Below are 13481 nucleotides of genomic sequence, written 5' to 3'. Positions count from 1 at the left end.
CCCGTGCCCGCCGACGGTTGGCTGCTGATCGGACCACGCGGCAGCCGCCGGATCCGGGGGCTGCAACAGGCCCTGCATGAGCGCGGCTTGCCCGCGGCCGAGGAATTGCATTACGAGCGCGTGCTGGAGGCGCCGGCGCTGGCGGCGGACGCGATCGCGCGACGGCCGCGCGCGCTGGTCAAGATCGAATCGCCCGGCGAAGCGCCGGCCTTACACACCGCGCTGATCGATCGCGGCTGGCGCTCGCTCGGCGAATCCGGACCGCGTCCTCGCCCGCTCGAACACGGCCAGCTGGCCTACCAGCACTACTGGTACGCGGGATTCCGCGCCCTGCTCGATGCGCTGCCGCGCGAAGCGAACTATCTCAACCCGCCGGCCGACATCGCCTGCATGAGCGACAAGTGGGCCTGCCAGCAACGGCTGCAAGCGCGGGACATCGCGATTCCGCCGCTGCTGGGCCGCATCGACGGTTACGCCCAACTGCGCGAGCATCTGCGCGAACACGCCTGCGGCCAAGTCTTCATCAAGGCCCGTTACGGTTCCTCCGGTGCCGGCGTGCTGGCCTACCGTTGCGACCGTCAAGGCCGCGAGGCGCTGTACGGCTCGGCCGAACTGACTGGCGACGATGGCGAAGACGGCAGCGCGCGGATCTACAACTCGCTGCGTCCGCGCCGCTACACCGACCCGCGGCAAATCGCCCGGGTGATCGATGCCGTCGCCGCCCAGCACGCGTATCTGGAACGCTGGATCGCCAAACCGCGCGCGCCGGACGGGCACGGCCACTACGACATCCGCGCGGTCGCGCTCGACGGTCGCGCGCGCCATCGTCTGGCCCGGATCGGCCGCACGCCGCTGACCAACCTGCATCTGGGCAACCGTCGTGGCGCGCTCGCCGATTGGCTCGACGACGATGCCATGCGTGCGCTGGAAGACGCGACCGAACGCGCCGCGGCGGCGTTCCCGGACAGCCGCATGATCGGCTTCGACCTGATCCTGCGCGACGGCCGCAGTTGGATTCTCGAAGCCAACGCCTTCGGCGATCTGCTGCTGAATCTGTCTTGGCAGGGCCGCAGCACCTATCAAGATCAGGTCGCGCAGGATCGGGCCGCGTCGTCGGCGTGCACGCTCGCGGAGCTGGCCCATGCATGAGCCGGGCGCTCGATTCGCCAATCCGGACATGCACGCGATCGTCGGTCATCGCGACTTGCTGCTGATCACCTTGGACACCTTGCGCTACGACGCCGCCCAGCAATGCTTCCAGCGCGGCGAACTGCCGGTACTGGCCGAGCATCTGCCGGCGCAGGGCTGGGAGCGCCGGCACACGCCCGGCAACTTCACCTATGCCGCGCATGCCGCGTTCTTCGCCGGTTTTCTGCCGACGCCGGCCCGGCCCGGTCCGCATCCGCGTCTGTTCGCGCTGGATTTCGAAGGCAGCGAAACCACCGCGCGCGATACCTTCGTCTTTCGCGATCGCGCCGACATCGTTTCCGGCTTGCGCGACCTGGGCTACCACAGCCTATGCATCGGCGGCGTGGGTTTCTTCAACAAGCGCAATCCGCTGGGCTCGCAGTTCCCCGATCTGTTCGACGAAAGCCACTGGAACCCCGGGCTCGGCGTCACCGCGATCGATTCCACCGAACGTCAGGTCGCCCTGGCCTGCGAGCGCTTGGCAAGCGACGAGTTGCGCGGGCGTCGCTGCTTCGTGTTCATCAACGTCTCCGCCCTGCACCAGCCCAACCGGCACTACCTGCCCGACGCACAGCACGACGGCTACGACAGCCATTGCGCCGCGCTGCGTTACGTCGACGGCGCGCTGGCGCCCTTGTTCGCCGCCTTGCGCACGCGCGGCGGCGCCTTCGCCATCGTGTGTTCCGACCACGGCACCGCCTACGGCGAGGATGGTTATCACGGCCATCGCCTCGCCCACGAAACGGTGATGACCGTGCCCTACGCGCACTTCCTGGTCGATCCATGAACGCCATCGCCCACACCCCGACGCCGACGCGCCTGTCCGAGCTGCTGCGCCTGCCGCCGTATCAGGCGTATTCGTATTCGTATCCGCACAAGACCGCCTACCGCCCGCTGCAGCCGGCGCAATCGCTGGCCGATCTGTGGGCCGCGGAGCGCCGCGACGCGCTGTTCTTATACCTGCACATCCCGTTTTGTTCCTACCGCTGCGGCTTTTGCAATCTGTTCGCGCTGGCGCGACCGGACGCGGCCAAGGTCGAGGCCTACCTGGATCAGTTGGAACACCAGTTGCGCGCGACCGCGCGGGCGTTGGGTGAACACCGCTTCGTGCGCTTCGCGCTCGGCGGCGGCACACCGACCTATCTCGATGCAGGGCAGTTGCAACGAGTCTTCGATCTGGTCGAGCGCCACGCCACGATCGATCTGCGCGCGGTGCCCGCCGGCATCGAAGTCTCGCCGGAGACCGTCGACATCGAAAAGCTGCGCCTGTGCCGCGAGCGCGGCATCGACCGGGTCAGCATGGGCATCCAGAGTTTCAGCGACGCCGAGGTGCGCACCCTGGTGCGGCCGCAACAGCGCGCGGTGGTCGAACAGGCGATCGGCGCGATCCGCGATGCGGGAATCGCCACGATGAACCTGGACCTGATCTATGGGATCGCCGGACAGACCCGCGCCAGTTTCCTGGCCTCCATCGACAGCGCGCTGACCCACGCGCCGGAGGAAATTTATCTCTATCCGCTGTACGTGCGGCCGCTGACCGGGCTGGGCCGCATCGAAGCCAAGAAAGGCGAGCGCGCCGGCTTCGCCCTGCAGCCCGAATCGCTCGACGACCGCTTGGCGCTGTACCAGGCCGGACGCGAACGCCTGCTCGCCGCCGGCTACCAGCAAGTGTCTATGCGCATGTTCCGCGCGCCGCACGCACCCGACATAGCCGCGCCGGTGTATTGCTGCCAGAGCGACGGCATGGTCGGCATCGGCTGCGGCGCGCGCTCGTACGCCTCCGGCCTGCACTACTCCAGCGAATATGGCGTGGCCCGGCGCAGCGTCGCGGAAATCCTCGATCACTACCTCGCCCGCGAACCGGCCACCTTCGCCTATGCCGACTACGGCATCCGCCTGAGCGTCGAAGAACAGCGCCGCCGTCATGCCATCCAGTCATTGCTGATCCGTCCCGGCCTGGACCGCGCCAGCTACCGCGATCGCTTCGGCGCCGACTGCCTGGACGATCTGCCGCAACTGCGCGAGCTGTTCGAACTCGGCCTGGCCGTGGCCGACGACGACCTGATCGAACTGACTGACGCAGGCCTGGCACGCGCCGACACCATCGGCCCTTGGCTGACCTCGGCGCAGATCGCCGAGCGTATGCACGACTACCGGCTTGACTGAGCGGACTCGACCCAGCATGCATCTGTCCTTGCTCTATCGCGGCCGGCTCAGCAGTTGCAACTACGACTGCGGCTATTGCCCGTTCGCCAAGACCTACGACACCCGCGCGCAACTGCGGCGCGACGCCGAGGATCTGGCGCGCTTCGTCGATTGGGCTTCGCTGCAGGAGATGGAACTGTCGATCCTGTTCACGCCCTGGGGCGAAGGCCTGGTGCGCCGCCACTACCGCGAAGCGATGGTGCGCTTGAGCCATCTGCCGCGGCTGCGCCGGGTCGCGATCCAGACCAATCTATGCATCGGCATGCGCTGGCTCGATCAGGCCGATCTGGGCAAGCTCGCGCTGTGGTGCACCTACCATCCCAGCCAGGTCAGCCGCGCGGCGTTCCTGGCGCGCTGCCGCGAACTGAGCCGCCGCGGCGTCCGTCACAGCGTCGGCATGGTCGCCATGCGCGAGCACCTCGACGAAATCGAAGCCCTGCGCGCGGAGCTGCCGGCAACCACGCCGCTGTGGCTCAACGCCTACGACGAACGCCCGCCGGGCTACTACGACCAAACCCAGATCGCGCGCCTGCACGCCATCGACCCGCATTTCCGCTACAACCTCGAGCCCGCGCCCAGTCTCGGCGCGCCCTGCCTGACCGGCGAGGACGTGGTCTCGGTCGACGGCGACGGCAACGTGCGCCGCTGTCATTTCGTCGCCGCGCCACTCGGCAACCTGTACGACGGCAGCTTCGCCGCGCAGCTGCGCGCACGCGCCTGCCCGAACGCACGCTGCGACTGCTATATCGGCTACGCCCATCGCAAGGACCTGCCGTTCCAGCGCGATTACGCCGGCGGCGTACTGGAACGGGTGCCGTCGTTCGTCTTATGACTTCGGCGGCCGCATGCGCGGCCCGCTTCAACCCCGTCAGCCGGCCGCATCGAACCGGCGGACAGCCCTCTTACCACGCAAAGGATCGCAGCATGTCCCGCACCCCTCTCCCTAACTCAGTGTTGGCCGCGCTGTTGGCCGCGCTGTTGATTCCGGCCGTGCTCACGCCGGCCTTCAACCCGGCCTTCGCCGCCAAGCCGACCAAGGCCGCCAAAGCCTCCAAAGCCTCCAAGACCCGTGCGCCCAAGATCGTGATGAAGCCCGAGCAGGTCGCCGAACTCTACGCACGCGTCGCGCTGAAGCAGGACGTCGAAGCGGCGACCCAACTCAACGCCTACTCCAAGCCGCTGTACGCCAACAACGAGGACGCGTTCGATCTCAAGGATCTGGCCGACACGACCAGCATCGAACAGCAGTACCAGGGCTTCGCCGATGCCATCCTCGCGGACATGCCGAAGGTCGACACGGCCAAGGCCAAGCCCGCCGTCATCGCCGCGATCAAGCGGGTGAATCAACTCGCGGCCGGCGCGCAATGCCGCGGCCTGTCGAACACCGAACGCGCCAATGAATACGTCAAGAACGGGCGGATCAGCGACGTCGAGCTCGAATGCACCGTACCGGCGCTGAGCGCGCGCATGCAGGACGTGCTGGCCAAGAAAGGCGACCCGGCCAAGCTCAAGACCAAGAAACTGCACGAAGGGCTGACCGAGTTCGATCGCCTGCTCGATCAGGCCGGCAGCCGCGTGATTCCGGCCAAGATGACCTTGTACGCGCCGAAGGGGCAACCGTGGTCCACCGGCGGTTACAACGAAATCATCGAGGTCGTGCACAACGGCATGTACGGCGAGGTCTCGGCCGATTGAGGCCGATGTCGCGACTATCCGCGGCGGACAACGACAGCATCGGCAACACGCACGCAGCGGCGTACATCCACATCCGCCCACGCGATCTCATCCGTGCGCTCGTCGATCGTTCCCCGTCGTCGGCATAGTCGCGGCCTGACGTCACGCGCGGCGGGCGCCGCGCGTCGCTGCGCATTACAAGTCTTACGAATCAGCCTATCGAGTTTCCCTCTTTGACAGAGGGAAAACAAAGCGCAGGCAAGATTTAGTGAGCATGTCGCCGGCTTTCGCCCATCGCGCGCACGAAAACACAGAAGGCCGCCTTTCGGCGGCCTTCTGTGATGTTTGGCGTCCCCACGGGGACACCTGCTTAACCCCCGGATTACCCTGCAGCACAAAAAGCCATTTCGGGTACTGCTCGGACGGCGTAAAGCCTACCCAAAAGTTGCATGATATTTCGCAAATCATTGAATTAATTGGGGCGTACGCAGTACATCGTCGCGCTAGCCCGAAATAAGGCGATCACGTTGCCGTGCGAGCGAATCGGTCCCTAGGATCTTTCGCAGCTCCTCCACCACAGTGGTGTGAGTGACCTCGGCAGATTTTGACGAGTCGAGGCCCAGGATCTGCGCGTATGCGTCGTGTGCCTTGTTGAACAGGCGATCTTTTTCTTCGTGCTCGGTCGCCGCTTCCAGCAACCGCATCGTTAGGCCGATGTCGGTTAACGCCTTCTGAAATCTATCCAGGTACTCATTCGTATCCGTCGTAATCCACAGACGGTACTTTCGGCGCCACTCGTTGAGGTTACTCAGGTCTCGTCCCGTCTTTATTGTGGGTCCTTCCTGAAACACCTCGGCCAAAACGAAATTCGCTTCCGCGTAGTAACCCTCGGCGAACTCGACGTACTTGTCGAAGGATACTTTCGCCATGTGAGACATTGCCGCGAGCTGGAAAAGCTGCCCATTCTCCTGCAACGACGCAGCTCGATCGTGAGCGCTCTGGTCTCTGACAAGTTGGAACAGAGCTGCGAGCAACGCTGCTACAGCTGGGATGGCGGCTATCTCGCTAAACGCTTGACTATTTCCAGTCCGAAGGAACCAGGTCATGGCCACCGAAACTAGACAAAGTGCGCCAAGCCCCCCATAGAACTTAAGGTGCTTTCCTGAGCTTTTTTTCACGCTTTCCGCTCCATCGTTTGAGTCATAGATCTTCGTTTCTAATGCGTGGCCACTCGTCGATTTCGCTCGAAATTTCATCCCAGACAGCAGCGAGGGCTTCGCCATCACCCTCGTACATCGGCTGATCAAGAAACTCAAACTGATCGTATTGCGGTGTTGGCAAAACTATCCCAGCGCCCGATCCGCAGAACCATCGACCGACAAGCTCCGCCGTTTGCGTCAACAACTTTAACGCCTCCAATGCTTCACGCAGGCCCCACTTTTCGAGCACGTTACCGTCCCTGCTGGCTTCGTTGGCGGCGTGAGCGAAGTATTTGGTGGCGTGGACTGCAACGCTATCCAATCGGTCCAGTCTTGCATCGAGGCGTTGAAAAACACGGTTTCTGATCAAGTCATCGGGACGACGCGATTCTGGTGAGGTCCCGCTGAGCCAATCAAATTCTGCGTGGCGAGCGATTGACAACTCATAATTAAACTCTCGCGGAACCCAATATGATGACTCCGTCTGAGCGCGCGCAAACTCCTTGCTCTTTTCCATGACCGCGGCGAAGTCGTACTCGAAGCCAGCAATATCTTCCACGAACACTCTGCGATTCAATTCGTTGCGACAGCGTCGTACATCTTGGATGATGGCGCGGAGCGAATTTACGCCATCTGGACCGCGCAACTTCCCCGGCTCTACAAGGCGTCGGATCGCTAAAAAAGATGAACTCCAGTAACCCGCAACCACCAGGTCCATGACCATGGCATTTAGGCGCTTGCCACCGCTTTCAGTCTCTGGCGCCCGCCGCACTACTTCCGCGATCGAGCTAAACGCAGCGTAGTTCCATGCAAAGGTATTAAGCGTGGGAAGAACGGCCTGTTCGTCCGTTTCAAAAGCCGCCTTCCAATCTGAAATTCGCGTCTTCATTCGCGATCTCCTTTAGCCTGCCCGCAGGGTACTGCGTCCAGCTTGGTGCTGCTGAATTGTCCCTGTGCAGGTAACCAGCGGAGCGATCGACGCCGACATCGCTGCCACTCTCGGCGCCGGCGCTGGCCACCGCGGCCACGCTGCGGCCGCTAATGGCAACACCCGCGCGAAGACCCACCCCCTGCGCGCCTGCAGCGCGATCGACACCGCCACCGCGGCAAACCTTCCACGACGCTGGCGCTGGCCAGCGCAGCCACGTTGCGGCCGCTCCATGCGCCAACCGCGCCCCGGATCCACGCCGGCGGCGCTGCGCGCCTGCAGCGCGGCCGTCACCTTCGCGGCGGCCAGCCACCTCCCCGGCCTCGGCCGACGTCCGCGATCGAACGCGGCCAGCTGCGCCGCGTGACCGAGGGCTGGCGCCGAGCCGGGCCGGCCTGCTGAAAATTAGCGGCCCCATCGGAAAGGGGTAACTTTGGTAACAAGTCCACGAAATGCAAGATTAATCCATATTGTTCAATGACTTATAAGGATTTAGGACGGTAACAATTAGAGTAACTTAGTAGTAACTCGTTACCTTTCTCTATAGTCACAACCTCGACCCTTTACACCCTTACAAATCAGTACGTTACGTTCACGTTACTGAAAAGTTCCGCCGTGTCACCTCGGAGAGGTAACAGAAAAAACACCGTCGCTTCAGACACTTAACCGTGATCGATCGCCGGTCGTTACTCCGTTACCCTTTTCCGACGCGCAACTCGTTACTCCGTTACCCTTTTCCGACGCGCAACCGTCAGGACCAGTCGAAGCCCGGTGCCCCTCCAGAAACGCATCCCAAACCCCCGGAGCGTGCGTCTATCCGCGTCGCGGTTTCCAGGCATTCCAACCGCACGCGCGCCCTGACGGTGCTGGCGTTTCGCGGGCTTGGCTGTTTGAGTCGAATGCGACCCATGAAGGGTCAAGGCGTGGCGGGGTCTCGACCGCGCGCCCAGACCGCTCACGCCACGACCCGTACGCTTTACGTCCAATTCGTACGCTTCGGCGGGTTCGCCGGCCGAGGGAGCCACCAATCGCGGCGCCTGCGCCGCCCGGCGCGACAATGGCCCATGGATCCATATGACCCTCGGCTCGTCCCTCCCGACGTCCCCAACCTGCCGACGTTGCCGGACCGGTTCTCCTGGCAGTTGCCGCACATCAAGCAGCACCGGCGGGAAACTCCTGCCGTGCGCCAGATCGTTGTGGATGGTCAGGGGCCGGCGGTCGCTTCGGTGCAACCGGGCCTGAGCAAATCGTCAACGCTGCTCGGCATCCATCGCGCGCTACACAGCCAACGCCACTATCGCGAATTCGCTGGGCCGGACAGCAGGGTCATCGCGCTTCGCTACATCGCGCGGTGGGTGGAGAAGTACGCAGCGCAAATAATCGAAGAGGTCGAGGCGCGGCCGTACAGGTAACGCAAAAAAAGCCGCCCGAAGGCGGCTCGATCGCAATCGAAAGCTTACAGCCCATCGTCCAAAGCGTAAGGCGCGAAGCGAACGACTTCCTCACCGATCCACTCGTTCACTTCTTTCAGTCTGTTCTGCAGCGGCTCCAGTTCGTTCTTGGCGAACACGCGAGCGGCCTTGCTCATATCACCGAAACCGCCGGTGTTGTTGGGCACGATGCCAAGGATCTGCGGTGGCACGCGGTGCGCCGAAAGAATGTCGTCGCGAGTCGCGTTCTTTATGCCCAGGAATTCGTCTTTCGCCGCGACCTCGCTGATCGGAATGACCTGGACGCCATCTTTCTTTCCGTTCGGCGAGTACATAAACAGGTTTTTGAAGTTACCCGGCCCCTTTGAATCGCGCAGCGCTTGACGCATGGCATTGATATCGTCCTCGCTTTGCGACGAATCGTTGACGTACAGGATGTAGCCGGCGTGACTCCCATTGATGTAGTACTTTCGCCGGAACAACGTCGCCGACTCGTTGAGCAACGCAGACTGCAATGCGCTCAGATATTCCGGCACACCGTAGATTTCCTGATTCACGTCGGGCTCGATCAAATGAAACACGCTACCGAACTTGAATTCATGCTCTTCCTTCCAGCCGCGACAGAAGAAAAAAGCGCCGTCCTCAATGCCGCGCCGTGTATACCGCGCGAGCGAAGACTGCAAACGAATGGCCTTTCCGCTCAGAGCATCACGGCGTTCCAGGTAGCTGTTTCCGAACACGAGATAGTCCAGCGCATAGCGCGAAAATTCGCCGCGCGAAAGCAACCGATGCGGCAGGAACGTCGATTGCAGGATGTTTCGCTTGACCAGCAGCGCCGAAGCGTGATGTGTGCTGCTGCGGAATGCTCGCGCGAGCCCGTCGAGCGAAATCGGCGGCTCGTACCATTTCCCGTTGATCGTGCATTCGATGCAGTCGAGAAGCTCCCGGCGATCGAGCACCGGCGTCGGTTCTCCGAAGGTAAATGCCTGGATCCCGGCGGGATTCTTGCCGGCTTGCACGACGGGTTGTTGATTGTTCATCAGTACATCTCCATGAGACCGCTATTACGCCCGCCGCTGCCTTCCAGCGGTTCGTTGTCGAGCGCGTGAAGAGTCGCCCACGCCAGATCGGCGTGGCCTATTTCGTCGCTGCGGCCGGCCTCGTAGGTTGCCTGTCGGCCGCTGGCGGTCAAAGTTTTTCGAATGGACATAAAGGACCGCGCGACATCGACCAAACCCGCGTCGAATTCGAGTCTTCCGCTGCAAATAACGTCCTTGCCTTTGAGCACAAGCCGGTTCTTCACGTCAACCGAGTAGGTAATGCTGCGAACAGCTGGGAAGAATTGCTTAACCAGCTGGTACACGCCGGCGCCAACGCCGCTCGCGTCGATGCCGATGTATGTGACTCGATAGCGCGCGGTGATGTTACGGATATGCTCCGCCTGAGCAGAGAAATCCATGCCGCGCCACTGATGCTTTTCGAGTATTCGGAACTTCCCGCCACGAACGTTCGGTGGTGCGACGACAACGCAACCAGCACTGTCACCTGTCAATGCGGGGTCGTAACCAATCCACACTTCGCCGTTTGCAAAGGGGCGAAGATGGAACGGCCGAAAGTCCGTCCAGGTCTCCCACGAATCCACCATGCACCGCTGCATCTCGGCGAGCGGAAATACCGATTCCGCGTCGTCGATAAACTCACACATGAGCAGGTTGGACCACTCGTCCGCGCTGTACTCCAGTCTCAGCTGGTCAAGATCGAATAGATCGCACCCTTCGCGAACGGCATCTTCTACGGTGACGATGTGCCGCCACTGGCCATCGCCGCAGCGCCTACCGTTCGCCAGCGCAGCGTGAGAAATATCAAACGACACTCGGTCGTCCTTCTTGCGCCCCTTGTTGTAGCGCTCGCCGGTCCAGAATGGATAAGCGTCGTGCGTCACGCTGGACGGCGTCGAGAAATACGTCTGCCGCCACTTCTTATGGATCGCCATGCCGCTGGCGACCTTGCGCAATTTCTCAAACTGATGAACCCAGAAATATTCGTCAAAGTACAAATTTCCGTGATAGCTCTGGGCTGTCCGGAAGTTGGTTCCGAGGAAGTGCAGCTCAGCCTGATTCGGCAGCACGATCTTTTCGCCCTTTAGGTCAACATCTACCTCCTGGGCGAAATTGATGATGTACTGCCGGAACACATGGGCCTGGGCCTTGCTCGCGGACAAGAAGATTTGATTTCTTCCCGTTTCAAGCGCATCCACCAGCGCCTCTCTCGCAAAGTAGAACGTCGCACCAATCTGCCGCGACTTGAGAATGTTTCGGATACGCTGCGAAAGCGCCTGTTCGCGCCACTTGCGTTGGTATCCGAACAGAGATTCATCGAACTTATCGATCAGCGCGGCTTGTTGCGTTTCGCTGAAGGAATTCCTCACAGGACGCCGTTTCGGTCCGGCGTTGCGATTGGCGACCTTCTCGTTCAGGTCGCCTTCGTGGCCATCGGCTGCGCTGTATCGCCGAATCCGGGCGGCGCGCTCGGCCATTCGCATGAGCAGATCCAGCTCCTTGAAATCTCCGCCCGTTTTTGGCTCTTTATGCACCAGCTGCACAACGCGAGCCTCGATCGATGATTCAATCCGATCCATCGGCGGCGCTTCGTCCCACTGATCGCGATCCTTCCAGGCCTGCACGGTTGTCCGCGCAAGTCCGAAATGGTCGGCAATGTCGCTGATACGCCAGCGCATCCAGTAGAGCGCGCGGGACGCCCGGCGCTGGTCAAGTTGGGGCGGCAAAGGAAGCATGTGCGAAGCCTAGTGGCCCGCCACAGCACGTTTGAGGCACCCCGGCTGTGTAAGCCAGTTCTACAGTTCTGACGGGTTGCTGGTCTCGCGCGACCCCACGGAGCATGCCCTTGTCGAATCACCACCGATCCAGGGGCAGCCGCAATGGCAAGCAAGACCCAGAAATCTAAGTTCTTCCGCGTCGCTGTCGAAGGCGCGACCACCGATGGCCGCAAAATCGAGCGCAACTGGCTGCTCGAAATCGCGAAGAACTACAACCGCGAAAAGTACGCCGCTCGCGTTTTCATCGAGCACATCCGCGGCTACAACCCGGAGATGGGCTTCCGTTGCCAGGGCGACGTGATCGCCGTCAAGACGGAGACCGTTGAGATCGCCGGCGAGAAGAAGCTCGCACTGTTCGCGCAGATCGAGCCGACCGAAGAGTTCGTCGCGTGGACGAAGAAAAAGCAGAAGATCTACAGCTCGATCGAAGTCAATCCGGACTTTGCCGGCAGCGGCGAAGCCTATCTCGTGGGCATGGGCTGCACGGACAGCCCCGCCAGCCTCGGGACCGAGATCCTCGAATTCGCCGCGAGCAAGCCGGAAGCCAATCCCTTCACCGCGCGAAAGCAGCATGCGGCCAACCTTTTCACCGCCGGCGAGCTGAGCGAGTACAACGACTTCGCTTTCGACGAAGAACGGGCCGATGACCAGCCGTCGTTGCTGGATCGCGTCATGGGCATGTTCAAGTCCAAGAGCACCACGGACGATGCTCGCTACTCCGACGTCCGCGGCGCCGTGGAAGTCGTCGCCAAGGAAGCCAGCACGCTGAGCGATCGCGTCGCCGAATTAGCCTCCAAGCACAGCGCCAACGAAGACGCGCTGAAGGCCGCGAAAACTGCGATCGACGACCTGAGCAAGAAGCTGGACCACACCCCGAACGGCGATCCCAAGCGGCCCGTCGCCATCGGCGGCAGCGGCAATCAAGCCACCGACTGCTGACCTCCGCCCTTCGCCCCACGACGCCACCTCGAAACGCCGCCATCGGAGCACCGCACATGCGCAATCCCACCCGCCAGCTCTACAACGCCCTGCTGCAGCAGATCGCCACGCTTAACGGCATCGAGCAAGCTACCGCCAAATTCTCCGTGGCGCCGAACGTCCAGCAGACGCTGGAATCGCGGATCCAGGAAAGTTCGGATTTCCTCAAGCGCATCAACATCATCGGCGTCAACGATCAGGGCGGCGCCAAGATCGGCCTCGGTGTCGGCGGCCCGATCGCCAGCACCACCGACACCACCCAGGCAGCGCGAGCGACGAAGGATCCGACCGAGTTCGACGAAAGCGGTTACTTCTGCACGCAGACCAACTACGACACGCACCTGACCTACGCCAAGCTCGACGCCTGGGCCAAGTTCCCGGACTTCCAGATCCGCGTCCGCGACGCCATCCTGCGCCGGCAAGCCTTGGACCGCATCATGATCGGCTTCAACGGCCGCAGCCGCGCCGCCACTTCCAACGCGACGACGAACCCGCTGCTGCAGGACGTCAATAAGGGTTGGCTGCAGAAGTATCGCGATTTCGCCCCCGCTCGCGTCTTGAAGCAAGGCGCGACCGCGAACGTGATCAAGGTTGGTGCCGGCGCCGGCACCGATTACAAGAACCTCGACGCACTTGTAATGGATGCGGTCGCCGGCTTGGTCGCGCCGTGGCATCAGCGCGATACCCAGTTGGTGGCGATCCTCGGCGCCGACCTGCTGCACGACAAGTATTTCCCGATCGTCAATCAGAACAATCCGCCGACCGAGCAGCTCGCCGCGGATCTCATCATCAGCCAGTCCCGCGTCGGAAATCGCACGGCCGTGCAGGCTCCGTACGTTCCGGACGGCACGATTCTGATCACCCGTCTGGACAATCTCTCGCTCTACTTCCAGGAGGGTGGCCGTCGCCGCCACATCACCGAGAACCCGTCGCGCGATCGCGTGGAGAACTTCGAGTCGTCGAACGACGCCTATGTCGTGGAGGATTACTCCGCCGGCTGCCTGATCGAAAACATCCAGATCGTTCAGCCGTAAGGACCACCG

The 13481-nt window shown here is 62.3% G+C and carries 12 protein-coding genes; 8 read left to right on the top strand and 4 right to left on the bottom strand.

Translation table 11 applies throughout. The annotated features are described in order from the left end of the window. The first annotated feature begins 3 nt into the window (after positions 1-3). From ACTOWJ_RS23490 to ACTOWJ_RS23470, 5 genes are all read left to right on the top strand, one after another. Positions 4-1149, top strand: coding sequence for an STM4014 family protein (locus tag ACTOWJ_RS23490; RefSeq protein WP_441337039.1), 1146 nt, complete (start codon positions 4-6; stop codon positions 1147-1149). Then, positions 1142-1975: an STM4013/SEN3800 family hydrolase gene (locus tag ACTOWJ_RS23485; RefSeq protein WP_441337038.1), complete on the top strand. Its 834-nt coding sequence runs from the start codon at positions 1142-1144 to the stop codon at positions 1973-1975. Before ACTOWJ_RS23490 ends, ACTOWJ_RS23485 begins: the two co-directional genes overlap by 8 nt. After that, complete coding sequence (locus tag ACTOWJ_RS23480) at positions 1972-3354, top strand: STM4012 family radical SAM protein (protein ID WP_441337037.1); 1383 nt, start codon at positions 1972-1974, stop codon at positions 3352-3354. The genes ACTOWJ_RS23485 and ACTOWJ_RS23480 overlap by 4 nt, the downstream gene beginning before the upstream one ends. 16 nt (positions 3355-3370) lie before the next feature. Continuing rightward, positions 3371-4225: an STM4011 family radical SAM protein gene (locus ACTOWJ_RS23475; RefSeq protein ID WP_441337036.1), complete on the top strand. Its 855-nt coding sequence runs from the start codon at positions 3371-3373 to the stop codon at positions 4223-4225. A gap of 92 nt (positions 4226-4317) precedes the next feature. Further along, positions 4318-5088 (top strand): hypothetical protein, encoded by a 771-nt coding sequence (locus ACTOWJ_RS23470; RefSeq protein ID WP_441337035.1) that lies wholly within the window; start codon positions 4318-4320, stop codon positions 5086-5088. Positions 5089-5570: 482 nt separating this feature from the next. Here ACTOWJ_RS23470 and ACTOWJ_RS23465 read toward each other — a convergent pair whose 3' ends face one another. Together ACTOWJ_RS23465 and ACTOWJ_RS23460 are read right to left on the bottom strand one after the other, a co-directional pair. Continuing rightward, positions 5571-6245, bottom strand: a complete 675-nt coding sequence (locus tag ACTOWJ_RS23465) for a hypothetical protein (protein ID WP_441337034.1) — start codon at positions 6243-6245, stop codon at positions 5571-5573. Between the two features lie 22 nt (positions 6246-6267). Beyond that, on the bottom strand, positions 6268-7155 hold the full coding sequence (locus tag ACTOWJ_RS23460; RefSeq protein ID WP_441337033.1) for a hypothetical protein: 888 nt from the start codon (positions 7153-7155) through the stop codon (positions 6268-6270). Positions 7156-8258: 1103 nt separating this feature from the next. On the opposite strand from ACTOWJ_RS23460, the gene ACTOWJ_RS23455 reads away from it, so the two are divergent. Then, positions 8259-8606, top strand: coding sequence for a hypothetical protein (locus ACTOWJ_RS23455; protein WP_441337032.1), 348 nt, complete (start codon positions 8259-8261; stop codon positions 8604-8606). A 44-nt stretch (positions 8607-8650) separates the two neighbouring features. On the opposite strand, the gene ACTOWJ_RS23450 is transcribed toward ACTOWJ_RS23455, so the two are convergent. Both ACTOWJ_RS23450 and ACTOWJ_RS23445 read right to left on the bottom strand, forming a co-directional pair. Further along, the gene (locus ACTOWJ_RS23450; RefSeq protein ID WP_441337094.1) at positions 8651-9667 is read right to left on the bottom strand and encodes a phage portal protein; all 1017 of its coding nucleotides are present in this window, start codon (positions 9665-9667) and stop codon (positions 8651-8653) included. Continuing rightward, entirely contained in the window at positions 9664-11418 is a 1755-nt protein-coding gene (locus ACTOWJ_RS23445; RefSeq protein WP_441337031.1) for a terminase ATPase subunit family protein, read from the bottom strand. The genes ACTOWJ_RS23450 and ACTOWJ_RS23445 overlap by 4 nt, the downstream gene beginning before the upstream one ends. Positions 11419-11562: 144 nt before the next feature. Between ACTOWJ_RS23445 and ACTOWJ_RS23440 the strand changes: the two genes are divergently transcribed. Both ACTOWJ_RS23440 and ACTOWJ_RS23435 read left to right on the top strand, forming a co-directional pair. Further along, the gene (locus tag ACTOWJ_RS23440; RefSeq protein WP_441337030.1) at positions 11563-12399 is read left to right on the top strand and encodes a GPO family capsid scaffolding protein; all 837 of its coding nucleotides are present in this window, start codon (positions 11563-11565) and stop codon (positions 12397-12399) included. A 56-nt stretch (positions 12400-12455) separates the two neighbouring features. Then, complete coding sequence (locus tag ACTOWJ_RS23435; protein ID WP_441337029.1) at positions 12456-13472, top strand: phage major capsid protein, P2 family; 1017 nt, start codon at positions 12456-12458, stop codon at positions 13470-13472. Positions 13473-13481 lie beyond the last annotated feature (9 nt).

It is taken from the genome of Lysobacter sp. CA199, assembly GCF_052078715.1.
Taxonomy (GTDB): Bacteria; Pseudomonadota; Gammaproteobacteria; order Xanthomonadales; family Xanthomonadaceae; genus Lysobacter.
Note: the sequence above shows the minus strand (reverse complement) of the source record. Positions and strands in the feature narration are given on the sequence as shown.

Excerpts from the sequence above, each read along its gene's own strand:
- ACTOWJ_RS23460 (WP_441337033.1), bottom strand. The coding sequence starts at position 7,155 with ATGAAGACGCGAATTTCAGATTGGAAGGCGGCTTTTGAAACGGACGAA.
- ACTOWJ_RS23470 (WP_441337035.1), top strand. The coding sequence starts at position 4,318 with ATGTCCCGCACCCCTCTCCCTAACTCAGTGTTGGCCGCGCTGTTGGCC.
- ACTOWJ_RS23440 (WP_441337030.1), top strand. The coding sequence starts at position 11,563 with ATGGCAAGCAAGACCCAGAAATCTAAGTTCTTCCGCGTCGCTGTCGAA.
- ACTOWJ_RS23480 (WP_441337037.1), top strand. The coding sequence starts at position 1,972 with ATGAACGCCATCGCCCACACCCCGACGCCGACGCGCCTGTCCGAGCTG.
- ACTOWJ_RS23445 (WP_441337031.1), bottom strand. The coding sequence starts at position 11,418 with ATGCTTCCTTTGCCGCCCCAACTTGACCAGCGCCGGGCGTCCCGCGCG.
- ACTOWJ_RS23485 (WP_441337038.1), top strand. The coding sequence starts at position 1,142 with ATGCATGAGCCGGGCGCTCGATTCGCCAATCCGGACATGCACGCGATC.
- ACTOWJ_RS23455 (WP_441337032.1), top strand. The coding sequence starts at position 8,259 with ATGGATCCATATGACCCTCGGCTCGTCCCTCCCGACGTCCCCAACCTG.
- ACTOWJ_RS23435 (WP_441337029.1), top strand. The coding sequence starts at position 12,456 with ATGCGCAATCCCACCCGCCAGCTCTACAACGCCCTGCTGCAGCAGATC.
- ACTOWJ_RS23475 (WP_441337036.1), top strand. The coding sequence starts at position 3,371 with ATGCATCTGTCCTTGCTCTATCGCGGCCGGCTCAGCAGTTGCAACTAC.